Origin of the sequence: Parahalioglobus pacificus (assembly GCF_014652275.1) — a bacterium.
GTDB lineage: Bacteria > Pseudomonadota > Gammaproteobacteria > Pseudomonadales > Halieaceae > Parahalioglobus > Parahalioglobus pacificus.
Map to the genome: position 1 here is coordinate 620,643 of NZ_BMYM01000001.1, position 19,826 is coordinate 640,468.

Annotated in this window: 20 protein-coding genes; 4 read left to right on the plus strand and 16 right to left on the minus strand. The window is 56.2% G+C overall.

Features of this window, described 5'->3' with window-relative positions; genetic code table 11:
• Positions 1–41: 41 nt before the first annotated feature.
• Genes IE089_RS02925 through IE089_RS02935 form a run of 3 tightly spaced genes read right to left on the minus strand, consistent with a single transcriptional unit; the run spans position 42 to position 3,791 of the window.
• Positions 42–1,097, minus strand: a complete 1,056-nt coding sequence (locus IE089_RS02925; RefSeq protein ID WP_189474996.1) for an ABC transporter ATP-binding protein — start codon at positions 1,095–1,097, stop codon at positions 42–44.
• Positions 1,090–2,772: an ABC transporter permease gene (locus IE089_RS02930; RefSeq protein WP_229802551.1), complete on the minus strand. Its 1,683-nt coding sequence runs from the start codon at positions 2,770–2,772 to the stop codon at positions 1,090–1,092. Before IE089_RS02930 ends, IE089_RS02925 begins: the two co-directional genes overlap by 8 nt.
• Positions 2,763–3,791: a Fe(3+) ABC transporter substrate-binding protein gene (locus IE089_RS02935; protein ID WP_189474998.1), complete on the minus strand. Its 1,029-nt coding sequence runs from the start codon at positions 3,789–3,791 to the stop codon at positions 2,763–2,765. Before IE089_RS02935 ends, IE089_RS02930 begins: the two co-directional genes overlap by 10 nt.
• 230 nt (positions 3,792–4,021) lie before the next feature.
• Between IE089_RS02935 and IE089_RS02940 the strand changes: the two genes are divergently transcribed.
• Positions 4,022–4,750, plus strand: a complete 729-nt coding sequence (locus tag IE089_RS02940; protein ID WP_189475000.1) for a 3-keto-disaccharide hydrolase — start codon at positions 4,022–4,024, stop codon at positions 4,748–4,750.
• 53 nt (positions 4,751–4,803) lie between these two features.
• Here IE089_RS02940 and IE089_RS02945 read toward each other — a convergent pair whose 3' ends face one another.
• From IE089_RS02945 to IE089_RS02970, 6 genes are all read right to left on the minus strand, one after another.
• The gene (locus IE089_RS02945) at positions 4,804–5,658 is read right to left on the minus strand and encodes a DUF547 domain-containing protein (RefSeq protein WP_189475001.1); all 855 of its coding nucleotides are present in this window, start codon (positions 5,656–5,658) and stop codon (positions 4,804–4,806) included.
• Between the two features lie 327 nt (positions 5,659–5,985).
• A complete protein-coding gene (locus tag IE089_RS02950; protein WP_189475003.1) occupies positions 5,986–7,719 on the minus strand; it encodes a pentapeptide repeat-containing protein in 1,734 nt (577 codons plus the stop codon).
• Positions 7,720–7,916: 197 nt separating this feature from the next.
• Entirely contained in the window at positions 7,917–8,357 is a 441-nt protein-coding gene (locus IE089_RS02955; RefSeq protein ID WP_229802552.1) for a PaaI family thioesterase, read from the minus strand.
• 51 nt (positions 8,358–8,408) lie between these two features.
• Entirely contained in the window at positions 8,409–9,236 is an 828-nt protein-coding gene (locus IE089_RS02960) for a fatty acid desaturase (RefSeq protein ID WP_229802553.1), read from the minus strand.
• A 2-nt stretch (positions 9,237–9,238) separates the two neighbouring features.
• Positions 9,239–9,433: a hypothetical protein gene (locus IE089_RS02965; RefSeq protein WP_189475007.1), complete on the minus strand. Its 195-nt coding sequence runs from the start codon at positions 9,431–9,433 to the stop codon at positions 9,239–9,241.
• A 37-nt stretch (positions 9,434–9,470) separates the two neighbouring features.
• A complete protein-coding gene (locus IE089_RS02970; protein WP_189475009.1) occupies positions 9,471–10,652 on the minus strand; it encodes a hydroxymethylglutaryl-CoA reductase in 1,182 nt (393 codons plus the stop codon).
• Between the two features lie 134 nt (positions 10,653–10,786).
• Between IE089_RS02970 and IE089_RS02975 the strand changes: the two genes are divergently transcribed.
• Complete coding sequence (locus IE089_RS02975; RefSeq protein WP_189475010.1) at positions 10,787–11,671, plus strand: alpha/beta hydrolase family protein; 885 nt, start codon at positions 10,787–10,789, stop codon at positions 11,669–11,671.
• A gap of 58 nt (positions 11,672–11,729) precedes the next feature.
• Here IE089_RS02975 and IE089_RS02980 read toward each other — a convergent pair whose 3' ends face one another.
• The 4 genes from IE089_RS02980 to IE089_RS02990 form a co-directional block, all read right to left on the minus strand.
• Positions 11,730–12,410, minus strand: coding sequence for an SDR family NAD(P)-dependent oxidoreductase (locus tag IE089_RS02980; RefSeq protein WP_189475011.1), 681 nt, complete (start codon positions 12,408–12,410; stop codon positions 11,730–11,732).
• 117 nt (positions 12,411–12,527) lie between these two features.
• A complete protein-coding gene (locus IE089_RS15635; protein WP_229802554.1) occupies positions 12,528–13,019 on the minus strand; it encodes a GTP cyclohydrolase, FolE2/MptA family in 492 nt (163 codons plus the stop codon).
• A complete protein-coding gene (locus IE089_RS15640) occupies positions 13,016–13,477 on the minus strand; it encodes a GTP cyclohydrolase, FolE2/MptA family (RefSeq protein WP_229802555.1) in 462 nt (153 codons plus the stop codon). Before IE089_RS15640 ends, IE089_RS15635 begins: the two co-directional genes overlap by 4 nt.
• Positions 13,478–13,486: 9 nt before the next feature.
• On the minus strand, positions 13,487–14,833 hold the full coding sequence (locus IE089_RS02990) for a dihydroorotase (protein WP_189475012.1): 1,347 nt from the start codon (positions 14,831–14,833) through the stop codon (positions 13,487–13,489).
• A 200-nt stretch (positions 14,834–15,033) separates the two neighbouring features.
• Between IE089_RS02990 and IE089_RS02995 the strand changes: the two genes are divergently transcribed.
• Both IE089_RS02995 and IE089_RS03000 read left to right on the plus strand, forming a co-directional pair.
• Positions 15,034–15,882 carry a 6-carboxytetrahydropterin synthase gene (locus tag IE089_RS02995; protein ID WP_189475013.1) on the plus strand — a complete coding sequence of 283 codons (849 nt, stop codon included), beginning with the start codon at positions 15,034–15,036 and terminating at the stop codon, positions 15,880–15,882.
• A 157-nt stretch (positions 15,883–16,039) separates the two neighbouring features.
• Positions 16,040–16,930: an aspartoacylase gene (locus tag IE089_RS03000; protein ID WP_189475014.1), complete on the plus strand. Its 891-nt coding sequence runs from the start codon at positions 16,040–16,042 to the stop codon at positions 16,928–16,930.
• 37 nt (positions 16,931–16,967) lie between these two features.
• Here IE089_RS03000 and IE089_RS03005 read toward each other — a convergent pair whose 3' ends face one another.
• The 3 genes from IE089_RS03005 to cysS are packed head-to-tail and all read right to left on the minus strand — an operon-like array spanning position 16,968 to position 19,728.
• Positions 16,968–17,225: a hypothetical protein gene (locus tag IE089_RS03005; protein ID WP_229802556.1), complete on the minus strand. Its 258-nt coding sequence runs from the start codon at positions 17,223–17,225 to the stop codon at positions 16,968–16,970.
• Positions 17,222–18,346, minus strand: coding sequence for an NAD(P)/FAD-dependent oxidoreductase (locus IE089_RS03010; protein ID WP_189475017.1), 1,125 nt, complete (start codon positions 18,344–18,346; stop codon positions 17,222–17,224). Before IE089_RS03010 ends, IE089_RS03005 begins: the two co-directional genes overlap by 4 nt.
• Before the next feature lie 5 nt (positions 18,347–18,351).
• Positions 18,352–19,728: a cysteine--tRNA ligase gene (cysS, locus tag IE089_RS03015; RefSeq protein ID WP_189475019.1), complete on the minus strand. Its 1,377-nt coding sequence runs from the start codon at positions 19,726–19,728 to the stop codon at positions 18,352–18,354.
• Positions 19,729–19,826: the final 98 nt, after the last annotated feature.

The window sequence follows — 19,826 nt, forward strand, 5'->3', positions numbered from 1 at the left end:
GGTGTGACTGTGAAAGCAGCCTTGTGTTGACAGGGCTGCGTTTACTTCGCGCCCTCAGCGGCATCAAACGTGACCTTATGTTTGATCTCGACACGCACCGGCAAGGCATAGCCTGGGGACACCTGCACGTGCCCGGGTGCATTGCAGCTGATGGTTTGGCCGTCAGGTAGCTGTAGGCTAACCAGCGAATGAGCACCCCTGAAATCCACGCTGGAAACCACCAGCTTGCAATTACTGGTTGCATCCACAATCACGTCATCGGGTCGCAGCAACACCTCCAGTTCACGGGATGACGGCAACTGCCCTAGCGCGCTGGCGAGTTCTGTGACAGGTGTTTTGGCACCGCCGGTACTATCGGTGCTAACGCGCAGTAATGTGCCCTGTCCGATGAAGCCAGCAACGAAACGTGTTCGTGGTTGGTGATACAACTCGTAGGGGGATGCGACCTGCTCGACGTTGCCGTCATTCATCACCGCCACTGTATCTGCCATGGTGAGAGCTTCCTGCTGATCGTGTGTCACTAATACCGCGGTCACGTTGCTTTCTTTCAGAAGTTGCGTCACTTCCAGCGCCAGCTGTTCACGAAGGCTGGTATCCAGACTGGAAAACGGCTCATCCAGTAACAGGATGTCGGGTGAGGGCGCCAACGCACGGGCAAGGGCGACCCGCTGCTGCTGCCCACCGGAGAGTTCGTGGGGCATTGCGCTCGCCCAGTCCCGCATACTCACCAGCTCCAGAAGTCTTTCGACGGTGGTCTGGCGATCGTTTGCATTCAGTGCCTGTAGTCCGAAAGCGATATTGCGACTGACACTCAGATGGGGAAAGAGGGCAAAGTCCTGAAACACCATGCCAATGCGACGCTGTTCGGGAGCTACCTGCAGCGCGGGGCTGCTGACCAATGTCTCACCCACTTCGATAGTGCCTTCACTGATGGATTGGAAGCCACTGATCGCGCGCAGTAAAGATGTTTTGCCGCAACCGGAGGGGCCCAGCAGGCAACCTATCTCGCCCGCTTCAAGGCGCAGACTGGCGCCCTGCACGGCGGTAACGTCGCCATAGCAGACGCTGGCTTTATCGATACGCAGCGACTTACCCATGCTGCTTTTCCCCCTCGGCGATAGCTCTAATGAGCAGGATGACCGGAATCAAACCAATGATAACAATGGCGAGCGCCGGCAGCGCGGCGTCTGTGAGGCGCTCGTCAGAAGCCAGCTCATACGTGCGTACGGCCAGCGTATTAAAGTTGAATGGGCGCAGTATTAAGGTTGCAGGCAGTTCTTTCAGTACATCCACGAATACCAACAGAAGTGCGGTGAGCAGGCTGCCTCGCAGTATGGGTAGGTGCACCCGCCGCAGCGTGGTACCTGCGCTTGCACCCAGAGTGCGTGCGGCGTCGTCCAGCGTTGGCTTTACCCGGGATAGCCCCGATTCAACACTTTGGAGGGAAACCGAGAGGAACCGCACGGCATAGGCAAACACCAGTGCGAGCAGGGTGCCAGAGAGAAGCAGCCCGGTGCTGGTGTCGAACCATTCCCTGGCCAGCGCATCGACCCGATTATCCAGCCAGGCCAGTGGAATGAGCACACCTACCGCAATGACCATGCCGGGGACGGCATACCCCAGGGCTGCAAGGCGCACCGCCGAGCGCTCTATCAGACCCGGTGAAAGACGCTGGCCGTAAGCCAATAGCAGCGACAAGCCCAAACACACCACGGCGGTGATGCTGGCCAGCGAGAAACTGTTCCACACCAGTTGCAGGAACTGATCATCCCAGGCACCGCGCCAGTGATTGATCGCCCACATCAGTAACTGCATGGCCGGTACCAGGAAGCCGGCGAGCACTATCAGAACCAGGGCGCCGCAGCACAGCGCTGAGCGCCAACCTGACAATTGGGTGCGCTGCGCACGTCGCTGCGATTGGTGGTAACGCATCCGTGCCCGTGAGGTGCGCTCTACAACGATCAGTACCAATATAAACAGCATGAGAAGCGCGCTGAGTTGCGCAGCAGTGGTCAGCTCACCCATGCCGTACCAGGTGCGGAAAATGCCGGTGGTAAAGGCGCTGACACCGAAGTAGTCCACGGTGCCAAAGTCTGCCAGGGTCTCCATCAGTGCCAGGCTCACGCCTGCCACGATAGCCGGGCGCGCCTGGGGCAGGGCGACCCTGAAGAACACCTGAGTTGGCGAGCGGCCCAGGCTGCGTGCAGCCTCGCGCATGGAGGCCGATTGCTCCATGAATGCAACCCTGGCAAGCAGGTACACGTAGGGATACAACACCAGTGACAGCATTGCGATGGCGCCGCCCAAAGAGCGAATCTGTGGGAAGTAGTAGTCGCCATAGCCCCAGCCGAAGTTGTCGCGGAGCGCGCTTTGCACAGGTCCGCTGAAGTCCAGTAAGCCCGTATAGGTGTAGGCGATGATGTAGGCTGGCATCGCCATCGGTAACAGTAGCGCCCAAACCAGCGCACTGCGCCCTGGGAATTGGTAGGCCGTGGTTAGCCAGGCGGCACCGACACCCAATACGGCCGTCCCTGCGCCCACACCCAGCATGAGCAGAGCAGATGTGCCCAGGTAATCGACGATAACTGTGTCCAGCAGGTGTCGCCAGGTGTCTGAAAAGGGAAGGGCCAGTGAGGCCGCGATGATGATGATCGGCAGCATTAATAATGCGGCCGTGATAACCAGCATCACCGGCCATCGGGAAAACCCGACCCCGGCTGTGCTGCCGGGGTTAGTGGATAGTGCCTGGAATAGTGTCTGGATTAACGCCAACCGGCCCGGTCCATCACCTTGACGGCATCAGCATTGAGGCGGCCCAGTTCTGAAACCGGTACTTCGTCGGCCTTGAATGTGCCCCAGGCGGCGAGAACCTCGCTGACCGGGATGCCATCACGCACTGGGTACTCATTGTTGGTTTCCGCGTACCAGCGCTGACTTTCGTCATTGGCCAGGAACTCGATCAGCTTTACGGCATTCGCCGTATTCTTCGCAGACTTAGTGACGCCGGCTCCGGACACATTGACATGGGTGCCGCGACCGTCCTGGTTGGGCCAAAAGATACCAACCTTGGCCGCTGCTGCCTGCTGCTCAGCATCACCGGAATTGATCATGCCGCCTAGGTAGTAACTGTTGACGATGGCCACGTCACACTGGCCTGCCGCCACAGCCTTGATCTGATCCCTGTCTCCGCCCTGTGGGGGGCGGGCAAAGTTAGCCACCAAACCTGTTGCAAAACTCTCAGCAGCGGCTTCGCCTTCGGTGGCGATCATACCGGCGATCAGTGACTGATTGTAAATGTTGCCGGAGGAGCGGATGCAGACTTTGCCCTCCCATGTGCTGTCGGTGAGCGCTTCGTAGGTGCTGAGCTCCGCGGGATCGACCCGATCTTTAGCGTACACGATGGCGCGGGCGCGCACGCTCAGTGCATACCACTGCCCGTCAGGGTCCCGCAGGTGGCCGGGGACTTCCGACATGAGCAGCTCTGAGCTGACGCTTTGCAGCACACCGGCTTCCTCAGCGCGGTAAAGGCGCCCGGCATCGACGGTTAGCAGGATGTCGGCCGGGGAGTTCATACCCTCACTGCGCAAACGCGTCAGTAGGGCATCGCCCTTGCCGGTGACCAGATTGATCTTGGTACCGGTTTGCTCGCTGAAACGGTCCAGCAAAGGCTTGATTAACGCTTCCTGGCGCGAGGAGTACACATTGACCTCGGCTGCGAGTGCGGCATTGCAGATGACGCCAGTCAGGGCAGTGAGGGCAGTGCCCAAAATGCGAATCAGTTGGGTTGGCATGGCTTCGTCCGATTCAGGTTGAAAGGAATAGTTATTATTCTCAATTAGCGGGTTATAGCAACCGCAATGATATACGCTGTGTCTACGCACCGCGACGGAATTGTCTCTATCTAGGCGCTCCCGCAGAGCCTCTTTCACCACGCGCGACGTGTGCGAGTCAGACTGGGTTAGCGGCACGTCGCGCAGCCATACGGTAAACTCACTGAAAATCTCATTGAACAGCAATGCATATGATCGAATTCGCTAAAGGGGTTTCAGCAGCGGCGTTGATGCTGTCACTCACCGCCTGCTCGCCCGATCCGGTATTACCCGCTGGAACTTGTGCAAACGCTTTGACGGATGATGAGCAGCGCGCCGGCTGGACATTGCTGTTCGATGGGCAGTCACTGGCGCAGTGGCGTACCTTCGGCAAAGACGAAGTGGATGACGGCTGGGCTATCGAGGGAGGCTGCCTGACTCGAGTGGGCTGGGCGGGTGACTTGATCACCCGGCAGCAATACAGTGATTTTGAGCTGAAGCTGGAGTGGCGGATTTCCGACGCGGGAAATAGCGGTATCTTTATTCGGGGTGATGAGTCTGGCGATGCCATTCATGAAACTGCGATGGAGATGCAGGTACTGGACAACGCAGGCCACTGGGACAGGCACGACCCCACCCACCGGGCGGGGGCCTACTACGATATGATTGCGCCGGCCGAGGATACCAGTCAGCCCGTGGGCACATGGAATGCCGTGCACATCATTGCGCGTGGCCCTTATGTAGAGTTCTGGCTCAATGGCCAGCAGACCGCTGCATTTGAGCAGGGTAGCGAGGCCTGGCTGGCGCTCTACCAGCAAAGCAAGTTTGCGGACAGGCCTGCCTATGGCTCATTGCTGAAAGGCCACATCGGCTTGCAGGACCACTGGGATAAGGTCTGGTACCGGAATATTCGCCTGCTGGATACCTCGGCTGGCGAGTAAGCCGCTACGCTCCCGCGATTGAGTCACACTGCCGGGCGCTCGCCGCGCGTTGCTCAGGGCTTGTTGAGATCCCAGTCGTATTCGTACCGCACTTTGCCGGCCCAGCCGCGTACTTCCTCAGCTGAACCTTCGGGCGCATAATCGGCAATCCAGGACAGCACCGCGGCTTTGCTATCACCAAAGTCCTCGTCAAACCATTTGAAAATGGTGGACACGGTGATGGCCTCGTCTTCAATAGTGAGACCTCGCGGGTGAGCGAGGAAAGCGCGGGCAGCGCTGTCCATCAGGGCATCCAGATTGTTAGCGGTAAACGGCACGGCCTGTAGATCGGGGCAGCCGAGGCTGGCGCAATTGACGGCAAAGTGCACCCGCGCATCACGGTACAGCGGGCGAAGAATTCTGTGTTCTATGTCGTTCAACGTGAGGGCCACACCATCCACGGTGACCAGTTCGCGATTCCAAGGCCCCAGGCTGAAAAAACCATCCTTGATGTCACGGATGCTGGCAACGCCGGGGTTGTCGACAATCAGCGCCACGGTCAGCGCGTTGTAGAGGTTTATCCAGTACGCCTGCTGTTGTTGAGCGGTAAGCCGCAGCACCGGCTGTGACGCGAGGTAGTCTACATAGCTCTGCAGCTGTTGACGGTCCGCGCTGGTGACTGCCGCATAGTCGAACAGGTAAATGCCCGAGTCGGTGCTTGTGTTGAGATAGCGCGACAGAACGTTGGCCCAGGCGCTGTGATCGAGCGTTATCGTCGCCACATCGGCAGCAGGGCGCCAACGCTCCCAGGCCTCGGATTTGGGCTCGAACAGGGCTCTCGCTGGTAAGGCTGTTACCAGCAGGAGTGCAAGCATGATGCAGCAGCTCACCGCTTTGCTGGTGTGGGTGTTGCGACGTCTGCCGTTCATGTTCCTTTTACCCCTGATAAAGACTATGCGATCGCTAAATGTGTCAAATAGTTCCCAACTGCCATCGTGGACCATCTACAGAGATGCAGGGTATTTCCCATCTCTAGGTCTACGACCTTCGTTAATGCGGTGCCACCATTGTTCGACATATACGCGACCGCTCGACCTCAAACCGGTTTCTGTTAGTGCAGAGGTAGCCCCTGGAGATGGCGCACGCGGCAAGTTAAAAACCGTTTGGACCGTTAGATTCCCAATCAAACGTCAAAGCATAATCGTTTGTAATGCGAACCACATGTTATTCGCGCATGAATCAGAATCGATGCTGAATTAAACACGCTCTCCGTCGTTTTGAGGCATTAATGCTCCAACAAGAAAAGCGTCATCTAAATCCGCCACGCTTATGTCCGTATCTCTTAAGTTCGCGCCGCCTAGGTAGGTGCCACTAAAATTTGCCCCGCTTAGTTTGGCGCCAGCGAGATTGACGCCACTGAGATTTGCATCGCTCAAGTCGGCGAACATCAGGTTGGCGTCACGCAGGTCTGCGCTGCTGAAGTTGGCTCCAATGAGTTTGGCAAAGCCTAGATTGGCGCCGCTGAGCTGGGCACCACTGAAATTCGCTTTAACGAGAGTCGCGTTGTTTAGATCAGCACTTGTGAGGCTGCCACCCGATAAGTTGCAGCTACACAGGTTGGCAGATGCCAAGTCCGCACTCGACAAGTCTATGCCCTTTAAGTCCGCCTCTTCGAGTGTAAGGCCCTTCAGGGATACGCCATCCTCGCACAGGTCCTGTAACGCGAGGAATCTGGCATTACTCGTTTTAACGTGAGCCGCGTGATCGATAGTGCTCCAAGCGTGGTAATGGAACTGCTTTTTACGCTCCGGTGTCTCACGTAGGTACAAAAAAAGCGCAAGTAATAAACTTAAAGGATTAGCAAAAATGGCCACCGATCGCATCTCAGGAAAGACGAAAGACAGCGATATGAGTCCAACGCCGATGACAGCCCAGAGTCCTACAAGGGTGGAAAATCGAACAGAGTAAAACCAGTGAGTAAACCTGTTCTCACTCCTTGGACGCGGAGAGCTCGCCGATGATTCCTTATCGCGATTTTGGCTAGCGTATGGGATTTTTGAATCAGTTAATTTGGGGGCGCTAGCTGAACTGGCGGTGGTGCCGGGAGCATCGTGCGCGCCATCAAGCATCAGCGTAATTACCTGCTCAATCGTTTCCGACCATGCGTCGGCTATATCCTTAGACCACGCTGTTCCCAAGAATCTTTCAAGCGTGGCCAGTAGGGCTTCTCCCACTAATGGGTAGCTTTCTGCGGTCGCACCGTATGCGATATGTTTCTTGCCCAGTGGCAGCAGTATTTTCTCGATCTCACCAGGTTGCCGTATATTCTCTACCAAGAGAACGAGGGCAGCATGAAGCTTTTTCCCCTGCATTTTGATGTCAACGCTCTCAAACAAGGGGCGAAGATGTGAGTTTCGCCGAAAGAGTTCGTTGTAAAACGCCTCCGTGAACGCTTCGTAATCTTCACCTATTTGAGCGAAGCTTACCTGCACTAACTGTGCGGTATCGGCGCTGCCGGAATTGCTTACGTACTCATATGACGTAGGCATTACGTTGGTTATTTGTTCGGGTACAGCGATACCCGCACCACGGAGCATAGTTGCGGTAACGTCCCTAAATGTATTTTCCCAAGCCCGGCTGAGTTCAGGTGTCCAGCGATCACCGAGAAAGAGTTGCAACGTTGCGGTGATACTCTTCCCAACCTTAGGGAAAGCCTCGGGAGTGGCGCCATAACCGACGTGTTTTTCACCCAGAGGTAGCAGAACTCTTTCAAGCTCTTCGGGGTGGCGTAAGTTCTCAACAAGTAAAACGAGCGCGGCGTAGAGCTTGCTACCTTGCCGGTCCATGTCTGTATTTGAAAAAAGCGGCTCGAGCTCGGGGTAATCCTTGAACAAGCGAGTATAGAATGCGTTAGAGAACTCCGCTTTGTGAATTTTAACCCTCTCAAAGCTATCTTCGATCAGGTCTATTTCCGCTCTGTCTCTTTGCAACGTGGTATACCTTTGTCGTCCTTGAATAGCGATGTTCTATCACATAACCGGCATTCACACTTCGTCAGGGTTTTAGTCATTGAATTGGTATTTCTCCTCAAGCTAAATCACGAATGTCTAGTGACGTTGTATTCGTGCCGGTCATATGCTGGAGATAGAACTCAGTGAAGCATACCTCTAAATTGTTCAAAGTCATCTTATTTAGATGACGTGCTACAGCCCACTTTTTTACGTATAACCTTCGCGACGGTTTGTGAGGTTGCCAGCAGTTTCCCGTCCGTATCCCGGAGCTCTCCCTCCAGGAAAGCGGTTTTGTAGGCCGCCTTGGTGATCTTACCGATAGCAATCAACTTGCCTGCACGCGTTGCCTCAAGGTAACGGGTAGTGATTTCCAGGGACGACAGATTGACAATGTCCTCACCGAGTGCAAACACGGCATGACTCATCGCTGCGTCCAGCATGGCTGTGACAAAGCCCCCCTGAACAATGTCCACGGAGTGACAAAAATCTTGAGAGACATTGAACTCGAAGGTGCAGGTTTGAGCTTCGAGGTCGATGGCGATAACCCGGCCGCCCAACATCTCGATAAAAGGCAGCGTGTGTTCATTAAGGCTATCGACGATCGGTTGTGTTTCCACAGAGTCTCCCTGCGTAGTCTGGGTGAAAATGAAGTGATTGGCCGCCGCTGACTAAAGACCGTCAAGCGGCGTGCCCTGCTGTTCAAGAAGGGGTCTAAGTTCACGATAAGCTGCCGGCGTCCGGTTCAGCGGTATGGCCGGGAACAGGTGGTGGACAAGATGGTACTCCATGCCGGCAGACAATACGGTACCTACCGGTGATTTCCAGCCTCGCGTGTCCTTGTAGCGCCCCTGGTCCCGCATGGGATGATGCGGCGCCCAGGAGAGGGTGACCGGAATGTAGATGCCGGCGATCTGACGCGGTACCCACCAGAGCAATAACACCTCCATGGCCATACCGTTCCAGGCCATGACCGCCATAACCAGCCAGCCAATCCGGGTGACAATCAGCGCCTCAGTGACCAGCCGCGTCTTCTCGGCGGAGTCGGGCAGCACGCCATCGGCGAGTCCTCCAACCCGGCCGGGCTGTTTGCTCAGGTAGGCGTTATACATGGCACCCCAAATCGTATCCGCACGCATATAGATATCCGGGTCGCGCTCATCATGATTGGTGTTCGCATGGTGTTTGAGATGGATGGCCCGATGCAGGCGATAGGGCAGCAGGATAGGAAAAATTGAAAGATGCCCAATGGTTTCGTTGAGCCAGCGCCAGCGTGTATTTGGCCGGCCAATATTGCCGTGCTGGGCCTCATGGCTGGGGAGGTAGCTATAGCACAGAATCACCGTTGCCAGCAGACAGCCCAGCCACATTGGGATGAACCCCAGGTGCACCAGGGGGAATAGCGCTACCCAACCCAGAAAGCCACCCAGGCCCCATATCACCATGAACCAGGGAAAGGGCCCGATATACTTTTGCGCGATGGCGCGTTCTTCTTTCATGCTCATAGCCAGCGGCCTCGCAGCAGGGCAATGACGCCCCAGCTCCCACCAACAACTAGCGAGGCCGTTAACGACGGCAGACCGAACACCTGTGTATAGCCCAGGTTCACAAGAACGCCATTGAGCATGGGCGCGAATAGCAGGAATCCAAAGAACACAGGCCCCAGCGCCAGTAGTCGGGTGAGTAATGTCTCCATACGCTATTCCTTCACTCCGTGTCAGTGGCGGTTTTTCTTAACGATTGCGGCCAAGCCGCTCGTGCGCATCTACCCACTCATTCACGCGGGTTTCTTTGTCCACTCGAGTGGCTGCGCCCAGCGATAACTCACCCGCCACCGTTAATGCGGCTGCTATCTCCGCCAACTTAAGCGCCTTGCCGGCACCGTAGCAGTCCATGATCTCCAGGCACTCTCGCTGTGTCGGCAAATTGGTGCCGCCACCATAGGTAGCAAGAATCAGTGCGGGCAGTGTGATGGAGAAGTAATAATCGCCGGCACGTGTGACCTTGTTGTAGGTGGTGCACTGATTGGATTCACCGATGTTGGCGATGTCCTGCCCAGTCGCGAGATACAGCGCTGCCAGGCCATTGGCGGGATGAGCCGCATTGTTGGATGAGCTGCTGAGAAAAGCACTCATGGTGCTGATGCCTTGCCCGTAGTGCATTTGCTCCGGCGTGATGCGCAGGTTGTCGATCATGACCTGCCGTGGGATGGTGATTTCCGCCGTAACCCGGCGTCCGCGCCCCTTTAGCATGTTGACGGAAGAGGTCTTTTTCTCGGTGTCGAAATTACCTGACAGCAAGTAGTGCGACAGGGCTGGGTATTGCTTACGAATCCATTCACAGGCGAAGAAGGTGGCACGGCTGGTCATGTTCTGGCCTGCGGCATCGCCTGTGCTGTAATCGAAGCGCGTGAAAATCATGTTGTGTGCGTGATAGTTCTCGATCTCTATCAGCTTGCCCACTGACGTAGTGGATTCTGCCTGCGCTTTGATGGCCTCAAAGTTGTCGCGCAGCCAGAGTTGGAAGTCACGGGCATCCCGTGCGTTGCGGAACACGAATACGGGGGCTCTCTGCATGGATTCGGCAGACACCGTGGTAATGACACCGCCCGACTCGCGGATGACTTTCATGCCACGGTTGTAACTGGCAAGCATGGTTCCTTCCACGGTTGCCATGGGTACAAAGAACTCGCCAGTGGCGTGCTCGCCGTCGATGAGCAGTGGGCCTGCAATACCGATGGGAATTTGTGCCACCCCAAACAGGTTTTCGATGTTGCCGGACATGGCCTCGGGATCGAAAGAGTACTGACGGGTGTGGTCCAGTCTGGCCGGGGTGTTCTCCTCGATGAACGACTGGCGCTCAGCAATGATTTCGCTTGAGTAGTCGTCCGGGCTGCGGGGTATGTTGGCTGACACAGGGTGCTCCTGGGTGAAACGGGTGAGGGCTGTAAAACTACGCCCCACGCACTAGCAGGTCAATGCGTTGGTCTTTACGACTGCGATGAAGACTTTTACAGTTTCCGATCATCAGAAATATAGGAAATGTATCCATGCTGCGTCTTTTATTCGTTGCCGCGCTGTTGTTGTCATACCGCGCGTTTGCTGCCGATCCTTTGAGCTCGGAGCCACCGCTGGATGAGGCTGCGCCTGCCGCGATTGTTGAGCTAACAATGACCAGCGATGGATCACGTATGCCGGGCCTAGCGTACCTGGCCAGCGGCGCCGGCCCACACCCCACCTTTGTCTTGCTACACGGCTTTCCCGGTAATGAGAAAAATCTGGACCTGGCTCAGGTGATGCGAAGGGCAGGATTCAACGTGGTTTTTTTTCACTACCGGGGCGCATGGGGTGCAGAGGGTGATTACCGCGTTACCCAGCTCCCTGATGATGTGGCTGCTGTATTGGCTTACCTGAGAGAGCCTGACAACGCCGAGAGCTTGCGCATCGATACCGACAAGCTGTCTCTGCTGGGACACAGTCTGGGTGGATGGACAGCGCTGGCCACCGGTAGCCGTGATTCAGATTTGCAGTGCATAGGCGCCATGGCGCCGGGCAACATCGGTCAATGGAAAGCCGGGGTTGCCGCAAATGATCCCAGTGCTACCCGTTTTCTGGATTACGCCGATACACTTTTCATGTTGAACAATTTCGACAGCGCAGTGTTGAAGCAAGAGCTGGCGTCAGCGCCCATGGAGTCGCTGGATATTGAAACATTCGGACCGCAACTTGCGGGCAAATCAGTGCTGATGGTGACAGGCGATACCGATCCGGTAACCCCCGGCGAAACCATCATAGTGCCGGCAGAGAAGGCTTACTCGGCCGTCGATAATCTGAAGGTGCGATCAATGATAATCAGCGGCGACCACTCGTTTTCCTGGAGTCGATTGGCCCTGTCGCGCATCGTGCTGGAGTGGGCAGACGCGGACTGCCGATAGTCAGCCTGCGTCGAATCTCCTGTTGCCACAGTGAAAAGCCGCCACTGGTTGCGGCGGTTTACTGGGCCCAACCGCCGCTGAAGGGAATAGACTGGCCAACGAAAAAGTCGCTCTCGTCTGACGCAAGGAAGAGCGCGAATAGTGCGTCTTCGCGGCCAGTGGCCAGCCGCCCCAGTGGCACCTGTTCTTTTAGGCGCGCCTGGAAGTCTTCACGTGCCTGAATCGCCGGCGGGTAGTACACCGGGTTCTCTACCCAGTTCTGTGCGATCAGGTTGACCTGCACGTTGTGATGAGCGGCCTCCAAGCCCACGCTGCGTACATAGCCCACCTGAGCGGTGCGCGCGCTGCTATAGCCGGTGAAACCTTCCATGCCCTTGACGCCGCTGGCACTGCCAAAAACGACTATCTTGCCCTTATTGCGCTCGTACATTTGCGGCAACACCGCCGAGCACAGTTGCTGTAGTGGAAACACCATCACTTCATACATCCGACGAAAGGTATTGGCATCAGTGTCGGGTGCCGGCTTGAAGCGACCTGCCGGGGCGGCAAGATTGGCAACCAGCACGTCGATATGGCCGCTGTTCTGCACAAGCTCTTGCACGGCACCTGCCTGCGAGAGGTCGGAGGTGTTGGCAATGATCTCGGCGCCATGCTCCTCAAAGAGACGTATGACATCGGGCCCCATGTAATCATCGGCCTGGGTTATCAGTACACGCTTGCCCTGCAGTCGCTTTGACATTGTTTTCTCTTCTTGATCCAAGTTTGATAATCGTCTGATGAAGTCGCGATCGTGAGTAAACAGTCTACCAGCTCACCAGGGTCAGGCCCCGCGGCCCTCGGCACTTAGGTTAAAAGCTCACCTTCGGCGTAATTCGCGTGATTGTCGAGCGTCTTTACGATCAATCACCACGGCATTGTGGGCGTGCAGACTCTCCTGATGCTCCACCTTGAACCAGTAGTCAGTGATGTGTACTTGGGTTTCGAGGAACTGCTTGATGCGCCGGGCGGCGTCCTCACAGAACATCAGGTTCGCAGCATTCAGTCGAGCGAACTCCTGTTCGTCTACGCGCTTCACAGCAGTTTGCACTGGTGTGCCAATCACTGATTCCAGCTGCCGAATCAGATCTGCGAGCTCGGGCCAGCGGTGTTCGCCAATGTCCAATTCAAGGTAGGCATAGGAGCGCTGTGCGTGAGGCGTGGCAGCATTGCCCTGTTCAGTCGTCAGCCATTCGAGCAGTTCAGCCTTGTCAATCTGACCAGAGGAAAATTTGGCGTCTATGGCCGCCGCGTTCAGTTCGCGCGACAGCGCGGCAGAGCAGGGGCATGTGCTGGAGTAGGGGATGGTCAAACCCAGGGGATGGTCAAACCCAGGGTATAGCAATACTTCCCGTTCACGATCTCGCCGCTGATGGACGTTTTGTAGGATTGATAGCCGAACTCGCCGCTCAGAAGAGCGGGTTTTTTAAGTAGTAGATCGAACGCTAAATCGATACGGGCATTATTGCTGATACCACTCTGGGATTCGACGCACTCCTTCAACAATTTATCCAGGGCACCTTGTGTGCACGACCCCTCGCTCAAATCGTTAAGCCGACGATGCAAGCGCGACATGTGAATACCTTTTGCGGCCGGATCGTCAACGCTGACGAAAATACTGGCTTTCGCCAGTGCTTGCTGAGGCTCGTCGCCATCTACCGCCATCGAAATGGGCACATCGATGTTTTCCATGCCCACCCAATCCAGTGACAGAGCACTCTGCGTCAGTGCCTGACTGGTAATGTCAGGTAGCCTTTCTCTTCGGTACATCAGTTTCACCTATCTGTCGAAGACCATTGCCATGGGCGACCTGGCCGATTCAATAATCTCGTTGCCGTCAAAAACTCGCGCCCCGTTAACCCAGGTGGATTTAATGGACGCCGTAAACGTGTGGCCTGTATACGGCGACCAGCCGCACTTGTATCGGATGTTGTCGGCCGTAACGCGATGAGCGGCTCCTGGATCAACCATCACAAGGTCTGCGAAGTAACCCTCGCGGATGAATCCCCGCTCTGAAATGTTGTAGCGCTTGGCCGGTGCGTGTGCTGTTTTTTCCACCACAAGTGCTGGTGACATTCGTCCTGCATTGACGTGGTCCAGAAGGGTCAGTAGCGCGTGCTGCACAAGTGGCAGTCCCGCAGGTGCATTGGAGTAGGGCTGCTCTTTCTCATCCAGCGTGTGAGGGGCGTGGTCGGTGGCGATAATATCGATGCGACCGGACTTCAGCGCCTCAATGATCGCATCCCGGTCACTTTGATATTTGATCGCAGGATTGCATTTGATCAGATTGCCGAGGCGGTCGTAGTCGTCAGCGGTGAACCACAGGTGGTGTACGCAAGCCTCCGCTGTGATCGACTTATTCTCAATGGGGCCGGGTGCGAAGAGTTCGAGCTCCTTCGCCGTCGTAATGTGCAGTACGTGTAGTTGGCTGCCGTGCTTTTTCGCGAGCCCTACAGCGTATTCAGAGGATGCGTAGCATGCAGCCGTATCGCGCAGCACCGGATGATCATTGATGGTCAGCTGGTCTTTCGTCTCAAGGATTCTGTCTCGATTAGCGGCCATAACGGGGCCGCTCTCACAGTGCGTAACGATTAGGCTGGGTGCCTCCCGAAAGATGGCCTCGAGCGCGTTAGGGTTTTCGACCAGCAGATCGCCAGTCGACGCGCCCATGAATACTTTTACACCACAGTGCCGCTTGGGATTCATCCGCTTTATTTGGTCCAGATTATCCTCGGTTGCCCCAAGATAGAACGAATAGTTCCCCATCGATCTTTGTGCAGCCAGGTCAAACTTGCTCTCCAATGCCTCAATGCTTGTAGTAGCGGGATCGACATTCGGCATTTCCATGAAACTGGTAATACCACCGGCTACCGCCGCTCGCGACTCAGTCGCAATAGACCCCTTGTAGGTCAATCCCGGCTCTCGAAAATGAACCTGATCGTCGATAAATCCGGGCAGCAACCAGCAGCCTGCCGCATCAATGATGTCCTCGTGTACACCCGCGGACAGTTCATTTGCGATGGCAGCAATTCTTTGGCCCTCAATGCGAAGATCACCCTCAACTATGCTGCCCTCATTAACGATTCTTGCGTTTTTAATTAGTGTAGAAGGTTCAGATTGGCTCATTGTGGCTCGCTATTCGTGGCTGAGTGACGGGGCGTTTCCGGCGCTAGCCCGGTACAATACCCGGCACACAGTGCATTCGCTGCATGTCCAGGCGACGAGCATCCGCTCCCACGGTAACAGCGGGGAGCGGGGCGGCGGATGGGCGGCAAATGTTACAACATATCATTTATGCCCCTCAACAGCGGGGCCAGGGTGCTTTCATGGCAAGACTGTTTGTGGAGAACCTCACGGTAATGGACTTCTCCTACCTAGACGCGGCGCGAGGCGTTGTGGGGGAGTCGTGGATCGTCGATATTGAACTCAGCGGCGAGCTCGACGATCAGGGCATGGTGTTTGACTTCGGCTCGGTCAAGAAACAGATCAAGCAGTTTATTGATGCGCAGGCTGATCATCGGCTGCTGGTTCCTGTCGAGTCCGCGGGATGCGAAATCGAGAAGGATGGCCAGGAAGTCCGAATCAGGTTCCCCTTATCGGATGGCGGCGAGGTGCGACACCGGTCCCCTAAAGATGCGGTGCTGTTACTCGATAGCGATACGCTTGAGCTCCCACAGATCGGGGCTCAGCTTGAGATACAGTTGAAGGAAATACTGCCAGATAACGTGAAAGAGGTTGCTATCGTACTGCGCAGCGAATCCATCGCGGGCGCCTTTTATCATTACACCCATGGTTTGCAGAAGCATCAAGGGCAGTGCCAGCGCATTGCCCACGGGCACCGCTCCCGCCTGGAGGTTTCCATAGATGGCAGCCGCGACAGCGACCTGGAAACACAATGGTCACAGCGCTTAGCCGACGCCTATGTGGCCACCGACGTTCACGTTGTGGAGGAGTTTGAACACAACGGCATACCGCATACCTCTATGCAATACACTGCGGCACAAGGCGAGTTCGCTATAAGCTTGCCCAGCAAGTACGTGTTCACAATGCCACATGTGAGCACGGTAGAGAATATTGCCATGCACCTTGCCAGCTGTATTGCCGAAGAATCGCGCGGTAAGGTATGCGTAAAAGCGTTCGAAGGTGTCGGCAAGGGTGCGCTGGGCTTTGCCTGAATTACTCAAGGGAGGTGCAAGCCACTGCCTGTACGGCGCGCGGCTGCATCCATGATTGCAGTGGGTCGGTGCGGCGTGCCGGGGTGGCTTGTTGTGAGTATCCAGCAGTGTGTCGTGAAGCAAGATCCGCATCATGTGATGAATAAGGAGCGTTGAAATGGCCAGTTTAAATCGGGTTGTTGTGGTTGGGGGTACTCACGGCAATGAGAAAACCGGCGTTCAATTGATTCATCGGCTTCAGAACAATCCCCAGGAACTCACGCGTGAGAGCTTTACCGCTCAGACGTTGTTGGCAAATGAAGCTGCAATAGCGCGGAACTGTCGGTATCTCGAGCAAGACCTAAACCGATGCTTTACTGACGAACTGCTGAGTGAGGCTGCTGCAAACAAAGAGCAGGCGTTGGCTCAGGCTATCAACCGCCAGTTTGGGCCCAAGGGTCCCGATAGCAAGACCGAATGGATGATTGATCTGCACACCACGACTGCCAACATGGGCATAACGCTGGTGGTGCAGCAACACGATCCAATCGCCCTGGACATGGCGCATTATGTACAGCAAAAACTGCCTGAAGCCGTTATTTTTTACGAGAACAACACCTCGGCTGCCGATCCTTTCCTATGCTCTGTTGCGAGGCACGGCTTCCTGATCGAGGTGGGGCCCATCCCACAGGGCTTATTGCGTTGGGAAATCTTCGAGCAAACGCGACAGGCCCTGTCTCATTCACTGGACTTTATTGAACGACTAGATGCAGGCGAGATAGACCTGGAATCGCCGCGGGAGGCCGAAGTCTTTCAGTTCGTGGAGAAACTGCACTTACCCCGTAACACAGCCGGTGAGATCAGCGGGATGGTACATCCTGATTTGCAGGACAAGGACTATCATCAGCTAAAGCCTGGCGAGCCGCTGTTCATTCTCGATACAGGGCAGACCATTCCTTTCGATGGCCCAGAGCCGGTGCATGTTGCCTTTGTCAACGAGGCGGCTTACTACGATCAAGCCTACGGGCTGTCAATCATGCGCAAGCGAAGCCTGAGCTGGAAGCACTAGGTCCCTGTATTGATCTTTGACCGGAGTCGCAGCGCAATCAGTGGCCGGTAGGTGACTTGGTCGTGGTTACTTCCGTGCTTCCAGAGCCGTTGCCCAAGGTTGCTGCCAGTGACGCAAGACTGGATAACAACCACGCCGATGCCGCGAGCAATTGCAGCCAGTCCCCGGAAGAGTCCAGCCCGTAGGCCAGCATGCTCGCTACCCAGCAAAGACTCGCAATCGTTTGTCCAAGCCACTGAGGGCGCGTGATGGCGCGCCACAGGCGGTCACCAGCAGGTGCTTGTTTCTCCTTCAACAAACACACTCCCCGCCGCAGCACGATAGGTCGTCCAGATACATGCCCCAGGTGCGATAGGACTCCAGCGAGTCCGAAGGCATGCCTAGCGAGTCTGCTATCGCCTTGGCAACGACAGCAAATCGCTGCCTGAACTTGTAAATAAAGCAGAACACCTGTTCATCGTGTCGCACGATGGGACCGCTGAAGAACAAGCCTGGCGCGAGTGTGGACTCATCACTCTCTGTCAGTTGCGGGAAGCCATCCGGGCGCATTTCGAACAGGTTCGCGATTCGCATATGACTACCTTCGAAACCACCCGCCCATAGCGGTGCCACGTCGGTGTGGAATGTTCTGCCATCAAGCACTGTGACTTCAAAACCTTGGTCATGCGGCTGTACCGCAGTGACTGGCGAGTAGGGGTGGAGCTCTACCTGCTCGACGAACCAGTCTTCGCGCATGCGCTCCAACGAGATGGGAGACAGTGCGATGCTGGGGTCGGTGCTGATTGATTCCCAAGGGCATTCACGGTCAAACAGGCGCACCAGCTTGTCGCGGAACGCAAGGTTAAAGGCTGCGTCGACACCACTCTCGTAGCCGCCGATAACGATGATGTCGTCACCATCGATATCGTCATAGCTGTCGATGCTCGCGGTGTGTCGGCATAGCTCAGCACCCGGAAACCCGAGACGTCTTGGATACTTGAATTCGCCCGCTGCCCAGATGACATGTCGCGCCTGGAGTTCGCTATTGGCGGTACGAACAAGAAATATCCCGCTGTCTTTAACAATGCCGGTTACGTTGACGCCCTCGCGAACCGGAACTCCGAAGTGATCTACGATCGCCCTCAGGTGCTGGGCAAATTCGAAACCTGTGGGGTGCTCCACCTGAAGGCTGGCACCGGGCGACACGCCAATGGCCACTGAGTTCAGGTCAAGCATGCCTACCGAGTTGGTGGGGAACGAAGGGGTGATAAACCGCGTCTCCCGCGGCCAGCTGGCGAACGAAGCACCCACCTGTTCGCTCTCCAGGACAGCAAAATTATCGATGTTTGCATCCAGCAGTGCGATCGCCACACCAATGCCAGCCGCGCCGGCACCGACAATCAGCACGTCATAGATGTAGTCCGAGTCAGACAACATCACACTCAACCTATTTTCTGCCAGCTTGCGCCATCCGCGCGGTCTTTTACCTCGATCCCCATCTCAGCCAGCTCGTTGCGAATGCGATCGGCCTCGGCGTAGTCTTTTTTAACGCGTGCTGATTGTCGTGCGGCGATCAGTGTCTCGATCCTCGCTTCATCAACGCCATCGGTGGTGTGTGCCAACCACGAGGCCGGGTCCTGCTGCAAAATGCCCAGGGCGTCACCTGCCTCCAGCAGGGCAGCTCGGTACTCTGCGCGCTCCAGCGGCGTTTGAGCGAGCCGCGCCGCTTTTGCCATTGCAAACAATTCCGCGGTTGCTTTGGGGAAATTCAGGTCGTCCTCTAGCGCGCTGTAAAATGGCTGCAACAAGATGGCGGGTGCCTCGGCCGCTTGTCCGTCTATCGCTTCGAGTACCGCGTACAGACGATCCAGACTGCGTTTAGCTTGGGCGAGTCCGCTGGCGCTCCAGTCAAGGGGCTGGCGGTAATGGGCTCCCATCAGGGCAAAGCGAATGGCTTCTCCAGGCGCTTGATCCAATAGATCACGAACCAGTAGAACGTTGCCCAAGGACTTGGACATCTTCCGCCCATCGACGGTAACAAAACCGTTGTGCACCCAATGTCGACAGTACAGCTCGCCATCGTGGGCACAGGTGCCCTGGGCGATTTCATTTTCGTGATGTGGAAAGATCAGGTCCTGCCCGCCGCCATGGATATCAATAGAATCGCCCAGAAGATTTTCGATCATCGCCGAGCATTCGATATGCCAGCCCGGCCGGCCTCTGCCCCAGGGACTCGCCCAGCCAGGCAGGTCATCGCTCGAGGGCTTCCACAGCACGAAGTCAGCAGGATGGCGCTTGAACGGAGCTACCTCTACGCGAGCGCCAGCGATCATTTCGTCGGTATCGCGTCGCGACAGCGCGCCGTATTCAGCGAAGGAGGGCACATGGAACAGTACGTGGTCCTCGGCCTCGTAGGCGTGCCCGAGATCGATCAGGCGCCGCACCATGGCGATGATCTCGGGAATGTGCTCGGTGACCCGTGGTTCGAAATCGGGTGTGAGCACGCCGAGAGCCGTCATATCAGCACGATAAGCAGCGATGAAACGGTCAGTAATCGCAGTGATCGGCGATCCCGTCTCCTGCGCCGCCGCGTTAATTTTGTCGTCGACATCGGTGAAATTGCGGGCGTACAGCACCCTAGAGAAGCGACGCTTGAGCAATCGGTATAAGACGTCAAATACCACCGCGGGTCTCGCGTTGCCGATGTGAGCGAAGTTGTACACCGTGGGGCCACAGACATAGAGGGTGACCCTGTCAGGGTGTGCTGGCGAAACAATCTCCTTGGATTGAGTCAGGGTATTGGTGAGTGACAGAGTCATGATGGTGGTTCGTCTTGCGGCTACAGAACGCTATGTTATAACGTATCATTTTGTCGCAACAAGGCAGTCGCCACATCCGTTGTGCCCCTCGGGCGGAC